General features: G+C 40.7%; 7 protein-coding genes, 2 tRNA genes and 3 rRNA genes. 7 read left to right on the top strand and 5 right to left on the bottom strand.

The window, feature by feature from the left end; all coding sequences use genetic code 11:
* Positions 1 to 777: 777 nt before the first annotated feature.
* The 5 genes from LB076_RS06610 (at position 778) to rrf (ending at position 5,905) form a co-directional block, all read left to right on the top strand.
* Positions 778 to 2,291 (top strand): 16S ribosomal RNA (locus LB076_RS06610).
* A gap of 129 nt (positions 2,292 to 2,420) precedes the next feature.
* Positions 2,421 to 2,494, top strand: a tRNA-Ile gene (locus LB076_RS06615).
* Between the two features lie 94 nt (positions 2,495 to 2,588).
* Positions 2,589 to 2,662 (top strand) — tRNA-Ala (locus tag LB076_RS06620).
* Between the two features lie 124 nt (positions 2,663 to 2,786).
* Positions 2,787 to 5,669: ribosomal RNA gene (locus tag LB076_RS06625) — 23S ribosomal RNA — on the top strand.
* Positions 5,670 to 5,795: 126 nt separating this feature from the next.
* Positions 5,796 to 5,905, top strand: a 5S ribosomal RNA gene (rrf, locus tag LB076_RS06630).
* Together the 16S, 23S and 5S rRNA genes with 2 tRNA genes alongside form the textbook arrangement of a ribosomal RNA operon.
* A 102-nt stretch (positions 5,906 to 6,007) precedes the next feature.
* On the opposite strand, the gene LB076_RS14170 is transcribed toward rrf, so the two are convergent.
* The 3 genes from LB076_RS14170 to LB076_RS06645 are packed head-to-tail and all read right to left on the bottom strand — an operon-like array spanning position 6,008 to position 7,543.
* Entirely contained in the window at positions 6,008 to 6,166 is a 159-nt protein-coding gene (locus tag LB076_RS14170; RefSeq protein WP_157776672.1) for a hypothetical protein, read from the bottom strand.
* 47 nt (positions 6,167 to 6,213) lie between these two features.
* Entirely contained in the window at positions 6,214 to 7,197 is a 984-nt protein-coding gene (locus tag LB076_RS06640; protein WP_070786760.1) for an ISAon1 family transposase, read from the bottom strand.
* Positions 7,181 to 7,543 (bottom strand): ISAon1 family transposase N-terminal region protein, encoded by a 363-nt coding sequence (locus tag LB076_RS06645; RefSeq protein WP_070786662.1) that lies wholly within the window; start codon positions 7,541 to 7,543, stop codon positions 7,181 to 7,183. The genes LB076_RS06640 and LB076_RS06645 overlap by 17 nt, the downstream gene beginning before the upstream one ends.
* Positions 7,544 to 8,293: 750 nt before the next feature.
* Between LB076_RS06645 and LB076_RS06650 the strand changes: the two genes are divergently transcribed.
* The gene (locus LB076_RS06650; RefSeq protein WP_066336661.1) at positions 8,294 to 11,506 is read left to right on the top strand and encodes a cytochrome c biogenesis protein; all 3,213 of its coding nucleotides are present in this window, start codon (positions 8,294 to 8,296) and stop codon (positions 11,504 to 11,506) included.
* A 209-nt stretch (positions 11,507 to 11,715) separates the two neighbouring features.
* On the opposite strand, the gene LB076_RS06655 is transcribed toward LB076_RS06650, so the two are convergent.
* Positions 11,716 to 12,660: a tRNA dihydrouridine synthase gene (locus LB076_RS06655; RefSeq protein ID WP_066336659.1), complete on the bottom strand. Its 945-nt coding sequence runs from the start codon at positions 12,658 to 12,660 to the stop codon at positions 11,716 to 11,718.
* 243 nt (positions 12,661 to 12,903) lie between these two features.
* Between LB076_RS06655 and LB076_RS06660 the strand changes: the two genes are divergently transcribed.
* Positions 12,904 to 13,500: a glutathione peroxidase gene (locus LB076_RS06660; protein WP_066336657.1), complete on the top strand. Its 597-nt coding sequence runs from the start codon at positions 12,904 to 12,906 to the stop codon at positions 13,498 to 13,500.
* Between the two features lie 84 nt (positions 13,501 to 13,584).
* On the opposite strand, the gene LB076_RS06665 is transcribed toward LB076_RS06660, so the two are convergent.
* Positions 13,585 to 14,082, bottom strand: a complete 498-nt coding sequence (locus tag LB076_RS06665; RefSeq protein ID WP_066336655.1) for a GNAT family N-acetyltransferase — start codon at positions 14,080 to 14,082, stop codon at positions 13,585 to 13,587.
* Positions 14,083 to 14,165: the final 83 nt, after the last annotated feature.

Genomic DNA, 14,165 nt, shown 5'->3' on the forward strand with positions numbered 1-14,165 from the left:
GAGCTATTTCCTGCTATCCGCTACAATCTGCCTCGCCGAACCCCGTCTCGGCAGGATTTCCACTACTATCAGGGCTAGGAGCGAGGCGTTCCAAAACCAATCTCATTCCAAAGTCAAGCCTACCTATATATAAAGACAACAGATACACATGCAAAAAACAACCACCAAACCCCTAAAACCGGCAGAATAACCGCAAAGAAGATAGCAAAGACCTATAAAAGCAACAAAAGAAGCATTTGTATAGAATTAAAAACAAAGCAGTTAGCGATTCTTATTAAGAAAAGGTGAATAAAAGGTAAAAAAAGTATTGTTTAACCGAAAAAAGGCGGTAGTTTTGCACCCGCAATAAGAAACAAGTTCTTTAAAACACTGGCAAGCACACGAAATCAAGGCGAAAATTTATTTTTCAAAAAAGAGTTCAAAAGCTTGTGAGAATTAAAGCAAAAGTTTACATTTGCACCCCGCAAACAAGCGACGTTATTTGACATACTGCTAAGAGAAATAGAGAAAAAGTTAAAAAATTATTTTTTAAAAAAACCTCAAAATTTTCTTGCCAGTTACCAAAACAAGTTGTAGTTTTGCACCCGCTTCGAGAGTCACGAAAATTGACCGACGAAACGAGAAACAAGATAAGACACGTTCCTAGACATATTGAATTGACAGCCGTTTTAAGAGAGATCTTAAGACAAAGAATAAGAGTAATAGAAATGCAAGAATAAAAAAGAACCAATAGATCTTCAGTCAAAAATAAATAGCTTAGAGATAAGCAAACAATATACGATGAAGAGTTTGATCCTGGCTCAGGATGAACGCTAGCGGCAGGCTTAACACATGCAAGTCGAGGGGTATAGTTCTTCGGAACTAGAGACCGGCGCACGGGTGCGTAACGCGTATGCAATCTACCTTTCACAGAGGGATAGCCCAGAGAAATTTGGATTAATACCTCATAGTATAGCAGTCTCGCATGAGACCACTATTAAAGATTTATCGGTGAAAGATGAGCATGCGTCCCATTAGCTAGTTGGTATGGTAACGGCATACCAAGGCTACGATGGGTAGGGGTCCTGAGAGGGAGATCCCCCACACTGGTACTGAGACACGGACCAGACTCCTACGGGAGGCAGCAGTGAGGAATATTGGACAATGGGCGCAAGCCTGATCCAGCCATGCCGCGTGCAGGATGACGGTCCTATGGATTGTAAACTGCTTTTATACAGGAAGAAACCCTGGTTCGAGAACCAGCTTGACGGTACTGTAAGAATAAGGATCGGCTAACTCCGTGCCAGCAGCCGCGGTAATACGGAGGATCCAAGCGTTATCCGGAATCATTGGGTTTAAAGGGTCCGTAGGCGGTCAGATAAGTCAGTGGTGAAAGCCCATCGCTCAACGGTGGAACGGCCATTGATACTGTCTGACTTGAATTATTAGGAAGTAACTAGAATATGTAGTGTAGCGGTGAAATGCTTAGAGATTACATGGAATACCAATTGCGAAGGCAGGTTACTACTAATTGATTGACGCTGATGGACGAAAGCGTGGGTAGCGAACAGGATTAGATACCCTGGTAGTCCACGCCGTAAACGATGGATACTAGCTGTTGGGCGCAAGTTCAGTGGCTAAGCGAAAGTGATAAGTATCCCACCTGGGGAGTACGAACGCAAGTTTGAAACTCAAAGGAATTGACGGGGGCCCGCACAAGCGGTGGAGCATGTGGTTTAATTCGATGATACGCGAGGAACCTTACCAAGGCTTAAATGTAGATTGACCGGTTTGGAAACAGACCTTTCGCAAGACAATTTACAAGGTGCTGCATGGTTGTCGTCAGCTCGTGCCGTGAGGTGTCAGGTTAAGTCCTATAACGAGCGCAACCCCTGTTGTTAGTTGCCATCGAGTCAAGTCGGGAACTCTAACAAGACTGCCAGTGTAAACTGTGAGGAAGGTGGGGATGACGTCAAATCATCACGGCCCTTACGCCTTGGGCTACACACGTGCTACAATGGACGGTACAGAGAGCAGCCACTATGCAAATAGGAGCGAATCTACAAAACCGTTCTCAGTTCGGATCGGAGTCTGCAACTCGACTCCGTGAAGCTGGAATCGCTAGTAATCGGATATCAGCCATGATCCGGTGAATACGTTCCCGGGCCTTGTACACACCGCCCGTCAAGCCATGGAAGCTGGGGGTGCCTGAAGTCGGTGACCGCAAGGAGCTGCCTAGGGTAAAACTGGTAACTAGGGCTAAGTCGTAACAAGGTAGCCGTACCGGAAGGTGCGGCTGGAACACCTCCTTTCTAGAGCCTTAGTGTTAGCGCAAGCACGCTAGGGAAAGAGACGAAAAGAGAAGTTGGTCATTATGCTTAAAGTTTTATTACTCTTGCTGTTAATTTAAAAAAAAGAACAAATAATTTAAGAATGAAGAGTGTCTCGTAGCTCAGCTGGTTAGAGTACTACACTGATAATGTAGGGGTCGACAGTTCGAGTCTGTCCGAGACAACAATTTAGGATTAGTTATATATAAGGAAATTTTAGAAGTATGAGTATGAATACCTTAATTCAAAATTCAACATTCATAATTTAAGATTAGAAATGGGGGATTAGCTCAGCTGGCTAGAGCGCCTGCCTTGCACGCAGGAGGTCAACGGTTCGACTCCGTTATTCTCCACAATTCCGAAAGGAAAAAAGTTCATTGACATATTGAGATAAGAAAATATTACAAGTAGAAAGCGTTTTTTACTATTAGTAGTAAAAGACAAAAAAAACGGTCTTAATTAATTTTAAGATTGGTACAATAAGCAAAATAAGGGCGTATGGGGGATGCCTTGGCTCTCAGAGGCGATGAAGGGCGTGATAAGCTGCGAAAAGTTACGGGGACGAGCACACATCGATTGATCCGTAAATACCCGAATGGGGCAACCCACTATGTTGAAGACATAGTACACCTACGGGTGGGCAAACCCGCTGAACTGAAACATCTAAGTAGGCGGAGGAGAAGAAAACAAAAGTGATTCCGTAAGTAGTGGCGAGCGAACGCGGATTAGCCCAAACCAAAGTTGTTACGGCAATTTTGGGGTTGTAGGACCACGATATTCCATGTAAAACGAACTAGAATCTACTGGAAAGTAGAACCAAAGAGGGTGATAGTCCTGTATAGGTAAGTGCTATAATGGATAGTGGTATCCTGAGTAGGGCGGGACACGAGAAATCCTGTCTGAATTTGGCGGGACCATCCGCTAAGGCTAAATACTCCTGAGAGACCGATAGTGAACCAGTACCGTGAGGGAAAGGTGAAAAGAACCGTGAATAACGGAGTGAAATAGATCCTGAAACCATACGCTTACAAGCGGTCGGAGCCCTTTCGTGGGGTGACGGCGTGCCTTTTGCATAATGAGCCTACGAGTTAACGTTGCTGGCAAGGATAAGTGGTTAAGCCACGGATCCGTAGCGAAAGCGAGTCTGAATAGGGCGCTTTAGTCAGTAGTGTTAGACGCGAAACCGTGTGATCTACCCATGGACAGGTTGAAGCTTTGTTAACCCAAAGTGGAGGACCGAACCCGTTGACGTTGAAAAGTCTTGGGATGATCTGTGGGTAGGGGTGAAAGGCCAATCAAACTCGGAAATAGCTCGTACTCCCCGAAATGCATTTAGGTGCAGCGTTATGTATAAGTTATATAGAGGTAGAGCTACTGATTGGATGCGGGGGCTTCACCGCCTACCAATTCCTGACAAACTCCGAATGCTATATAATGTTTCATAACAGTGAGGGCTTGGGTGCTAAGGTCCAAGTCCGAGAGGGAAAGAACCCAGACCATCAGCTAAGGTCCCCAAATATATACTAAGTTGAAAGAACGCGGTTTGTCTGCCTAGACAGCTAGGATGTTGGCTTGGAAGCAGCCATTCATTTAAAGAGTGCGTAACAGCTCACTAGTCGAGCGGACGAGCATGGATAATAATCGGGCATAAGTATATTACCGAAGCTATGGATTTACGATAATACGTAAGTGGTAGGGGAGCATTCTAATGGGGTTGAAGGTGATTCGTAAGGGTTGCTGGACTAATTAGAAAAGAAAATGTAGGCATAAGTAACGATAATGCGGGCGAGAAACCCGCACACCGAAAGACTAAGGTTTCCACAGCTATGCTAATCAGCTGTGGGTTAGTCGGGACCTAAGGCGAACCCGAAAGGGACAGTCGATGGACAACGGGTTAATATTCCCGTACTAGTTTTAACTGTGATGGGGTGACGGAGTAATGAAAGTGTCGCGAACTGACGGAATAGTTCGTTGAAGTACGTACCTATAGGCTGCGCAGGCAAATCCACGCGGCTTGGGGAAATACGATAGTACTCGGCGTCTTCGGACAAAGAGATAGTACACCTAAGCGCTTCCAAGAAAAACCTCTAAACTTCAGGTTAATAGTACCCGTACCGCAAACCGACACAGGTAGTCGAGATGAGAATTCTAAGGTGCTCGAGAGATTCATGGCTAAGGAATTAGGCAAAATAGACCCGTAACTTCGGGAGAAGGGTCGCCAGCAGCAATGCTGGCCGCAGTGAAGAGGTCCAGGCGACTGTTTATCAAAAACACAGGGCTCTGCAAAATCGTAAGATGAAGTATAGGGCCTGACACCTGCCCGGTGCTGGAAGGTTAAGAGGAGATGTTATCTTCGGAGAAGCATTGAATTGAAGCCCCAGTAAACGGCGGCCGTAACTATAACGGTCCTAAGGTAGCGAAATTCCTTGTCGGGTAAGTTCCGACCTGCACGAATGGTGTAACGATCTGGACACTGTCTCAGCCATGAGCTCGGTGAAATTGTAGTAGCGGTGAAGATGCCGCTTACCCGCAGTGGGACGAAAAGACCCTGTGCACCTTTACTATAGCTTAGTATTGACCTTGGACAAATGATGTGTAGGATAGGTTGGAGACTATGAAGTGGCGTCGCTAGGCGTTGTGGAGTCATTGTTGAAATACAACCCTTTGTTTGTCTGAGGCCTAACCCCGCATTGCGGGGGACATTGCTTGGTGGGTAGTTTGACTGGGGTGGTCGCCTCCAAAAGAGTAACGGAGGCTTCTAAAGGTTCCCTCAGTACGCTTGGTAACCGTGCGTAGAGTGCAATGGCATAAGGGAGCTTGACTGAGAGACATACAGGTCGATCAGGTACGAAAGTAGAGCATAGTGATCCGGTGGTTCCGCATGGAAGGGCCATCGCTCAAAGGATAAAAGGTACGCCGGGGATAACAGGCTGATCTCCCCCAAGAGCTCATATCGACGGGGGGGTTTGGCACCTCGATGTCGGCTCGTCACATCCTGGGGCTGGAGAAGGTCCCAAGGGTTGGGCTGTTCGCCCATTAAAGTGGCACGCGAGCTGGGTTCAGAACGTCGTGAGACAGTTCGGTCTCTATCTACTGTGGGCGCAAGAAATTTGAGTGGATCTGATTCTAGTACGAGAGGACCGAATTGGACAAACCTCTAGTGTATCTGTTGTCACGCCAGTGGCATGGCAGAGTAGCTACGTTTGGAAGGGATAAGCGCTGAAAGCATATAAGCGCGAAACCCACCACAAGATGAGATTTCTTTTAAGGATCGTGGGAGATGACCACGTTGATAGGCTATAGATGTAAAGGCAGTAATGTCATAGTCGAGTAGTACTAATAATCCGTAAGCTTATGTACACCCTTTCCAGCCTCGTAAGAGGCTGGGGAAACTTTCTAATTATATTTTTTTCTTTATCTCAGTATGTTACGATATTCTGTAATGTTTATTAGCACCATGCTAATTTACCCATTGCAAAGCGACCTTAAGGTGGTTATTGCGGCGGGGCTCACCTCTTCCCATCCCGAACAGAGAAGTTAAGCCCGCCTGCGCAGATGGTACTGCAGTTATGTGGGAGAGTATGTCGTCGCCTTTCTTTATGGAACCCCAACTTGTAAAAGTTGGGGTTCTTTTTTTTTATAGGCACCAGGTGTCGGCTAAAAAGCCTCGATCTGTCGCCTTTCTTTTTAAAAAACCCTTATCCTAATCGGATAAGGGTTTTTTGTTTTATATCTAAAACCGATTGTAACTCGCTGTAAAGCCACATAAAGTAAATGTTTTCCTTTACAGATTTGGCTATTTTTAGAGAAGGATAAGTGTTGTTCAAATAGCCATATAATACTAATATGATTAGCATTTTAGGATGGTAAGGGATCAATCCTAAAACCTGTGGAGCAGCAAAAATTAGGCATAAATATTAGTTAGCCTAAAAAGAAAGAATTCTACATTTCTAACACCTCTAAACTGAGATCTAAAAGCTTTTATTTTGGCGTTAAAGGATTCTGCTGATGCATTAGTACTTCTATTATCAAAATAGTTCAATATGCTTTGATAATGATTGATTATGGTTCGAGATATTGTATTGAAAGACTTAAATCCAGATTGATTTACTTTTTCATGCCATTTAGCTAGTCTGGCAAAACCAATGATTTTATCGGTTGTGTTTTCAAAAATGTTCCGTAATCCTTGAGATAGATTGTAAGCTTCTTTTATGTCGGGATATAATTCAAACAACAATAATGCTCGTTGTAATTGATTCGCCGTCCATTTTGATTTATTCTTGTATAAGAAATACCTACTTCTAGCAAGTAACTGCTTAATAGTATCTCCATTAGTCAATACTTCAGGCTCAAACCTTTTCTTGTTTTTCTTCGCTTTTTCTATTGCCTGATTTTCTTGGTCTATAGCTTGCCAACGGTATTTAATTCTTATTTCCTGTAAAGCTTCTGTAGCCAATTTTTGAACGTGGAACCGGTCGATGACGCGAGTTGCATTAGGAAAGGATTTCTTGGCAATGAGCCCCATATTTCCTGCCATATCAAGGGTTATCTCGGTGACTAGATTTCGTTGTTTAAGAGGGATTCTTTCAATGATAGCGATTACCGTTTCCGCTTTAGTTCCAGCAATCATGGCCACTATAGTTCCTTTCTTTCCCTTTCCAGCTTTGTTGGTCAAAATAGTATAGAGTTCGCCATTGGACAAGGAGGTTTCGTCTATTGATAATCGTTTTCCAATGTTTTCAGGAAAAATAAGCCATTCTTTTGCGTGTAGTTTTTGATTCCATATTTTGAAATCACTTAAGAAATCTTTGTATTGATGTTGTAGGTTTTTACCGCTAACGCCATAGAAAGAGGCGATAGCATTGCAATCATTAGGCTTGGAATCTATGGATCTCTTTTAAAAAAGACGCAAACTCCTGTGTCACCCGAGTTCCGTCTGCTACTAAATTCCAATCTCTAAAAACTACTTTTCCAGTATCTTCGTTTAGCCATCTTCTTCGAGTGATATGAAGATATACCTGATGCCCACGAATAGGGAAATCCTGAACTGTTATTTCATCAAAGAACCCTTTTGAGCTCAATTTTGATTGTCGATGTTCTTTAGGAATTGAATTAATCTCCTTTAAGTAAAGATGAAGTATCTCTTCCTCTTTTTTATAGGAAGTCAGTTCAAAGTATTCAACTATGATTTCAGGAAGTAACAACTTGAGAAGGTCGACAAAAGAATCTTGCATTTGTATCTGATTTGGAAATACAAATATCTCTATTTTTATATTTCCCCACAACATTTAGACTTGATCCATGGTAAGCCGAAATGTCTCCTTCTTTATATTGAGAAATAATATCGGGAATATTTAATTTTTTAACAACAAAATCTATTAGTCTTGTAGAATGATTCTCTGGAATTAAAATATTTAAATCTAACGGAAAAAGGGCTTGTTGATGAACAGAAGGAGTCGTAAAAACGGCTTGTTTTGTCAGTGCTTTTAATGCTTATAAATACAAACTCAATTCTTTTTTGAGTCTGGATAGTGTTTTGGGTGTCATTATTAAATAATTAGTTCTATGTTTTTTTGGGATTTCTTAAAATAGCTGTGGGTTTCTGTGGAGTATTCTTAGGTATCTTTGATGGTGTGAATTTTTGAGAAGGTCTATTTCTCGCTGTATTTGTATTAGGTTAATTTAGATAAAAATAGCGTACTATTGGTTTTGATACGCAGTCTTAATTGCAGGGAGTTGTTTTGCGTGAGGGGTAGGAGCTAGCTACCAAAGTAGCGCGTAGAACCCGACAACTGCTCTAGAAAAGGGCCTCTAACACGCCTTGATGGCAGCCCTTTTTTAGAGTAGTTGGCACGCCCAAAAATAAAATATTAGGCGTGTGAAAAGGGACTTATTTTGGATTTAATTAACAATTATAGCGGGATAAAAACAACATTTTTAATGTACTTTTGTGACACTTTTATAAAAACGTAATTCTTTTACAGATGAATAAAAAACTATTCTCCTTTTTGTTTTCAACCCGATTAATGGCGCTACTTTTTATCACTTTTGCAATTGCGATGGGAGTGGGGACATTTGTGGAAAGCAAATACAATACGGATACGGCTCGGATTTGGATCTATAATGCGTGGTGGTTTGAGGTGATTATGGTGTTTTTTATGATTAATTTTGTGGGAAATATTAAGCGCTACCAATTGCTCAAAAAAGAAAAATGGGCAACTTTGTTATTGCATTTGGCTTTTGTTTTTATTCTTTTGGGTGCTTTTGTAACGCGGTATATTAGTTATGAAGGAATGATGCCCATACGTGAAGGTGCGACCGAAAACCAATTTTATTCGGATAAAACATTTTTGACCGTTTATGTTGATGGAGAGTATAAAGGCGAAATGAAACGCAGGGTTTTTGAAAAACCATTGTTGTTATCGCCTGTTACTAATAATAATTTTTCTATATCGGGGCAGTTTGCCGATACGCCTTTTGAGGTGGTGTACCAAGATTTTGTTATGGGTGCCAAAGAATATGTAAAACCAGATCCTAAAGGAACACTCTACTTAAAGTTAGTCGAAGCTGGGGATGGAGGCCGTGAAGAGCATTTTTTGAAATCAGGAGAGGTTCAAAACATTCATAACGTGTTGTTTGCTTTAAATTTTCCGACCGAAGGAGCAATTAATATCAATACAACTGGGGCCGAATATACTATTCAAACCCCATTTGAAGGAAATTTTATGCGCATGGCCGACAAGCTTCAGGGTAGTGTTGCCAAAGATGTGGTACAACCCTTAATGATGCGCTCGTTATATAGTATTGGCGAAAAGCGTTTTGTGTTTCCGGATCTTGCCACCAAAGGACATATTGCTTACGAATCTAACCAGGATTTTAAAGCCAAAAACCATGAAGATGCTTTGGTTATAAAAGTAAAAGCCGATGGACAAGAAAAAGAGGTTACCATTGTGGGATCTAAAGGAAAAATAGGTCAGGCCAAAACGGTTAAAATTGGCGCTATGGACTATAGTTTCTTTTACGGAAGTAAGGCTTATGTGTTGCCTTTTAAGGTTAAATTAAATGATTTTATTGCACAGAAATATCCAGGAACCGAAAAAAGTTATTCTTCGTTTGAGAGTAAAGTAACCGTACTAGATAGTACCGAAACCTTTGATGCCAGAATTTTTATGAATCATGTTTTAGACCACAAAGGCTATCGTTTTTTTCAATCCTCATTTGATCCAGACGAAAAAGGAACTGTTTTGTCTGTAAACCACGACTTTTGGGGCACCAATATTACATATTTTGGTTATTTCTTGTTGTACATTGCCATGATGGCAATTATGTTTACTAAACACTCTCGTTTTGCAGATTTAAAACGAAAATTGGCATTAGTCAAAATCAAAAAATCCAAACTAGTTACCATTTTTGTTTTGCTAATCAGCATGAGTGGTTTTTCGCAAGCGCACAATCATGTACATGATGCAAACGGAAACCACGCCGATCATGCCCCAAACCAAGAGCAAGCACATGCGGATAACCACACTGCTCGGGTAGCTCCCACCGAAAAACAATTGGATTCGTTATTAAATAAATTTAAGATCAAAGAGGCGCATGCTGCTAAATTTGGACGCTTGATTATTCAGGATGCTGGCGGAAGAATGAAGCCTATCAATACTTTTTCGTCCGAACTCTTGCGTAAAGTAAGCCATTCTAATGCTTACAAAGGCATGAATCCAGACCAAGTATTTTTGTCTATGTCTCAATATGCCCAATTATGGATTGAGATTCCTTTAATACATTTACGAAGCGGTAATGATAGTCTGCGCAAGTTGGTTGGCGTAGATATCAAAGCCAAAACAGCTCCATTTATTGCTTTCTTTGACGAAAAAGGAAACTACAAATTGGCACCCTATTTAGATGCTGCCTACAAAGCAGCTAATCCGAATCAATTTGAAAAAGATTTTATCGAGACTGACAAACGAGTAAATTTGATGGAATCTGCCTTGAGCGGAAGGATACTAAAGATTTTTCCGATTCCTAATAACCCTAATAACAAATGGGTTTCGGCATTAGAGCTTGGCGAAGCAGGTTTAAAAGGCATGGATTCTACGTATACCAAAAGGGTATTACCACTGTATTTTGGATCCCTAAATCAAGCATCAAAATCTGGAGATTATAAAAATGCCGACGATTTAGTAGAGAGTTTAAACGGATTTCAGAAGAAATTTGGAGCCAAAGTACGCCCTAGCGAAGACAAAATTTCGGCCGAAATAATGTACAATAAATACGATTTACTTCAAAAACTGCCTTTTGCCTATTTATTTGCATCCATTTTAATGTTAGCCTTTACCATACTTCAAATTTTTAAAGAAACCAAGCTAATGCGCATTTTGGTAAATAGCATGCATGTTGTAATTGCCGTTTTATTTATTTTGCACACCGTAACATTAGCTGCTCGTTGGTATATTTCGGGTCATGCACCATGGAGTAATGCCTACGAAGCTATTGTATACGTAGCTTGGTCCACCATGTTCTTTGGATTAGCATTTGACATCAAATCAAAGTTAACCGTTGCTTCGGCAGCATTTGTTACCTCCATGATCTTGTCTGCGGCATACATGAACTGGATTGATCCCGAAATAGCTAACTTACAACCAGTGCTCAACTCGTATTGGTTGATGATACACGTAGCAGTAATTGTAGCCAGCTACGGACCAACAGCTCTAGGGATGATATTGGGTTTTGTATCCTTACTGCTTATCTTTTTTACCAACGATAAGAACAAGGCCAAAATGGATTTAAACATTCAAGAAATCACCTACATTAACGAAATGGCATTAACCATTGGATTAATCATGCTAACCATCGGAAACTTTTTGGGCGGACAATGGGCCAACGAAAGTTGGGGACGCTACTGGGGTTGGGACCCAAAAGAAACCTGGGCCCTAATCAGCATTATGATTTACGCCTTTGTTATTCATGCCCGATTTGTACCAGCATTAAGAGGAAAATGGGTTTTCAACCTGATGAGTATGTTTGCCTTTGTATCCATATTATTCACCTACTATGGCGTAAACTTCCACCTAGTAGGCTTACACTCCTACGCAAGTGGCGAAGCCCATTCCTTAAATTGGATATGGTACTCCCTAGGAGCAATCAGTTTGATTGGCGCAATTACCTATCCAAAATACCGAAAATATTATAAAAAATAAGTAGCCTATGTTGCTACAAACCAAAAAGGTTCAACCCATTAAAGTTGAACCTTTTTTTATACACTAAACCTTCCTTGGGCGTGCCCCTACAGTTGTTCCGGCTACCGCCTCACAACCTCGGGTCGGGCTATTGTTGCAATCTTTTTTAGAATTCTATTGCATTCCATCCCAAAAAAGGATTTCCACGGCTATCCCTCACGCAACACAAGCTATCCCGCCTTAATGATCTCTGCAACAGCAGCCTCATAATTACGAATACTATTGGCTTTCTTTATTTTTTTATGCACCTTGTGCGAATTTTCAAAAATAACCGAAAAATACTCCCACAAATGGTGCATTTTTAAAAGTATGTGCGTAGTTCCAGACAAAGACTCACTATAACCTGCATACAACGTTTGATGAAATTCACGAAACAACTCCATTTTATTTTTGGGATATTCTGTAGTATTATTTTTAATCATACTCGGCAAAAAAGGATCTCCAATCAAACCCCGACCAATCATCCAATGAGCAATAGTCGGAAAACGCGCTTGCATTTCCTGAAACTTGGCCACAGAGGTAATATCCCCATTATAATATAGCTTCACCTTGCTTTGCTCTACACAAGTTTGAAAAGCATCCAAATCCACCCCACCTTTATACAATTGTTTTCCTATGCGAGCATGAATAGCCACATTTTTGACGGCATATTTTTCTAAAATAGGCAACACATCCAAAATTTCATCAGGACTATCATAGCCCAAACGCATTTTCATCGAAACCACAATATCGGATTCGTTTTGCACTTGATGCAAAATCTGTTCAATTTTCTGCGTATTGCTAATCAATCCAGAACCCATGCCACATTTGGTAACCATCGGGTAGGGACAACCTAAATTCCAGTTCAATTCTGTATAACCTAATTCCTGAACATATTTAGATACAAACAAAAACTCCTCGGCATCATTGGTGATAATTTGCGGAATAACTTCTAATTCAGAATTGTTCTCCGGCAATAAATCCCGTTGGTACGAAGATTTTATGACCATTTTTCCGTTCAAGCGGATGTATGGCGCATAAAACGTATCGATACCGCCAAAGATTTTGTTTTGTGCATTTCTAAATCGAAAATCTGTAAAGCCTTGTAATGGCGAGGAAAGTAAGGTATAACTCATATAAAATATAAAGGTACAAATATAGCATACTTTATGCGGTTATACTTTGGTTTGATGGGGTTTTATTAGTAGGATGGAGTACTGGCTCTAAATCAGCGAACCTTTGGCGTCCATCACGGCCCTACCTCAGTGATTGTTTTTAAAATAGTAATTAGTACTTTTTGCGCTTTTTTTTTAATAAATTTGTAAGACTCCAAAAACTACCACCAAAATAGTGGAGGCTACTTTTAAAAAATACAAACCATGAAAAAAACACTAGTAATAGCAGGTATTGTAGCTCTAATTATAGGCACTATACTTTATGCACAAAACACCGAACCATCCAAACAGTCCAAAACTCAAAATACCCATACCATGATAAAACCCACCATATACCAATTTAAGGTTACCGATATTGCAGGCAATACGTTTGATTTTGCCAGCCTTAAAGGCAAAAAAATACTCATTGTTAACACCGCCTCAGAGTGCGGATTAACCCCACAATACGAAGATCTAGAAACATTATACACTACCTACAAAAGCCAGGATTTGGTGGTTGTTGGATTTCCGTCCAATAATTTTGGAGGCCAAGAACCAGGCACCAACAAAGAGATTGCTAGCTTTTGTCAAAAAAACTACGGTGTTAGTTTTCCTATGATGAACAAAGTATCCGTAAAAGGCGATGATATGTGTGCTATTTACCAGTTTTTGACCCAAAAAGATAAAAATGGTTTGCAAGACTCTGACGTAGAATGGAATTTTCAGAAATATTTAATCAACAAAAACGGAGAGCTCGAAAAAGTACTTTCGCCAAGAACCTTACCTACAGATCCTGCCATACTAAATTGGATAAAAGCATAAAATACCGCTTTGCATACAAATAAGTATAAAAGAGAGGGTTTTACTTTCTTGTCTAGGCAAGACTAAAGTAAAACCCTCTCTTTATTATTTCAGAATAAGCTGCATAAACACACTATCGAGCCACCGATTGAATTTGTAGCCTGTTTCTTTAAGGATACCAACGGTTTTAAAACCATATTTTTCGTGAAAAACAATGCTGCTTTGATTCTCGGCATCAATAACAGCAATCATGGTGTGTAATCCTTGTTTTTTTGCTACTACAATAAGTGCCTCAAGGAGTTGTTTTCCGAGGCCTTTGCCATGAAATTCATTGGCAACATACACCGAATGTTCTACCGTAAATTTATAAGCTTCTTTAAAACGAAACTCACTATACATACCAAAACCCACTACCTTGCCAGCAAATTCAGCCACAATTACCGGAAAGTTGTTGTTTATTTTGTCTTCTAAAAGGGCTTTTTGTTGCGCATAGGTTCGGGGTTCATAATCGTAGAGAGCCGTAGAGTGAAGAATGTGGTAGTTAAGAATAGCCACTATTGCTTGGGTATCTTGGGTCTTGTAGTTTCTTAAAAGCATTTCCATGGAGTAACTATTTGTTTCCAAAAATAACAAAATTCAGTTAAAATAAAGCCAAAAGCCTGCACAAGTTTGTAACTTTGCTAGGG

It is taken from the genome of Flavobacterium crassostreae (assembly GCF_001831475.1).
Lineage (GTDB): Bacteria > Bacteroidota > Bacteroidia > Flavobacteriales > Flavobacteriaceae > Flavobacterium > Flavobacterium crassostreae.

What these genes read in the sequence shown, in the direction of transcription:
- LB076_RS14170 (WP_157776672.1), bottom strand. Translation starts at nt 6,166, where the DNA reads ATGCTAATCATATTAGTATTATATGGCTATTTGAACAACACTTATCCT.
- LB076_RS06645 (WP_070786662.1), bottom strand. Translation starts at nt 7,543, where the DNA reads ATGCAAGATTCTTTTGTCGACCTTCTCAAGTTGTTACTTCCTGAAATC.
- LB076_RS06650 (WP_066336661.1), top strand. Translation starts at nt 8,294, where the DNA reads ATGAATAAAAAACTATTCTCCTTTTTGTTTTCAACCCGATTAATGGCG.
- LB076_RS06655 (WP_066336659.1), bottom strand. Translation starts at nt 12,660, where the DNA reads ATGAGTTATACCTTACTTTCCTCGCCATTACAAGGCTTTACAGATTTT.
- LB076_RS06660 (WP_066336657.1), top strand. Translation starts at nt 12,904, where the DNA reads ATGAAAAAAACACTAGTAATAGCAGGTATTGTAGCTCTAATTATAGGC.
- LB076_RS06665 (WP_066336655.1), bottom strand. Translation starts at nt 14,082, where the DNA reads ATGGAAATGCTTTTAAGAAACTACAAGACCCAAGATACCCAAGCAATA.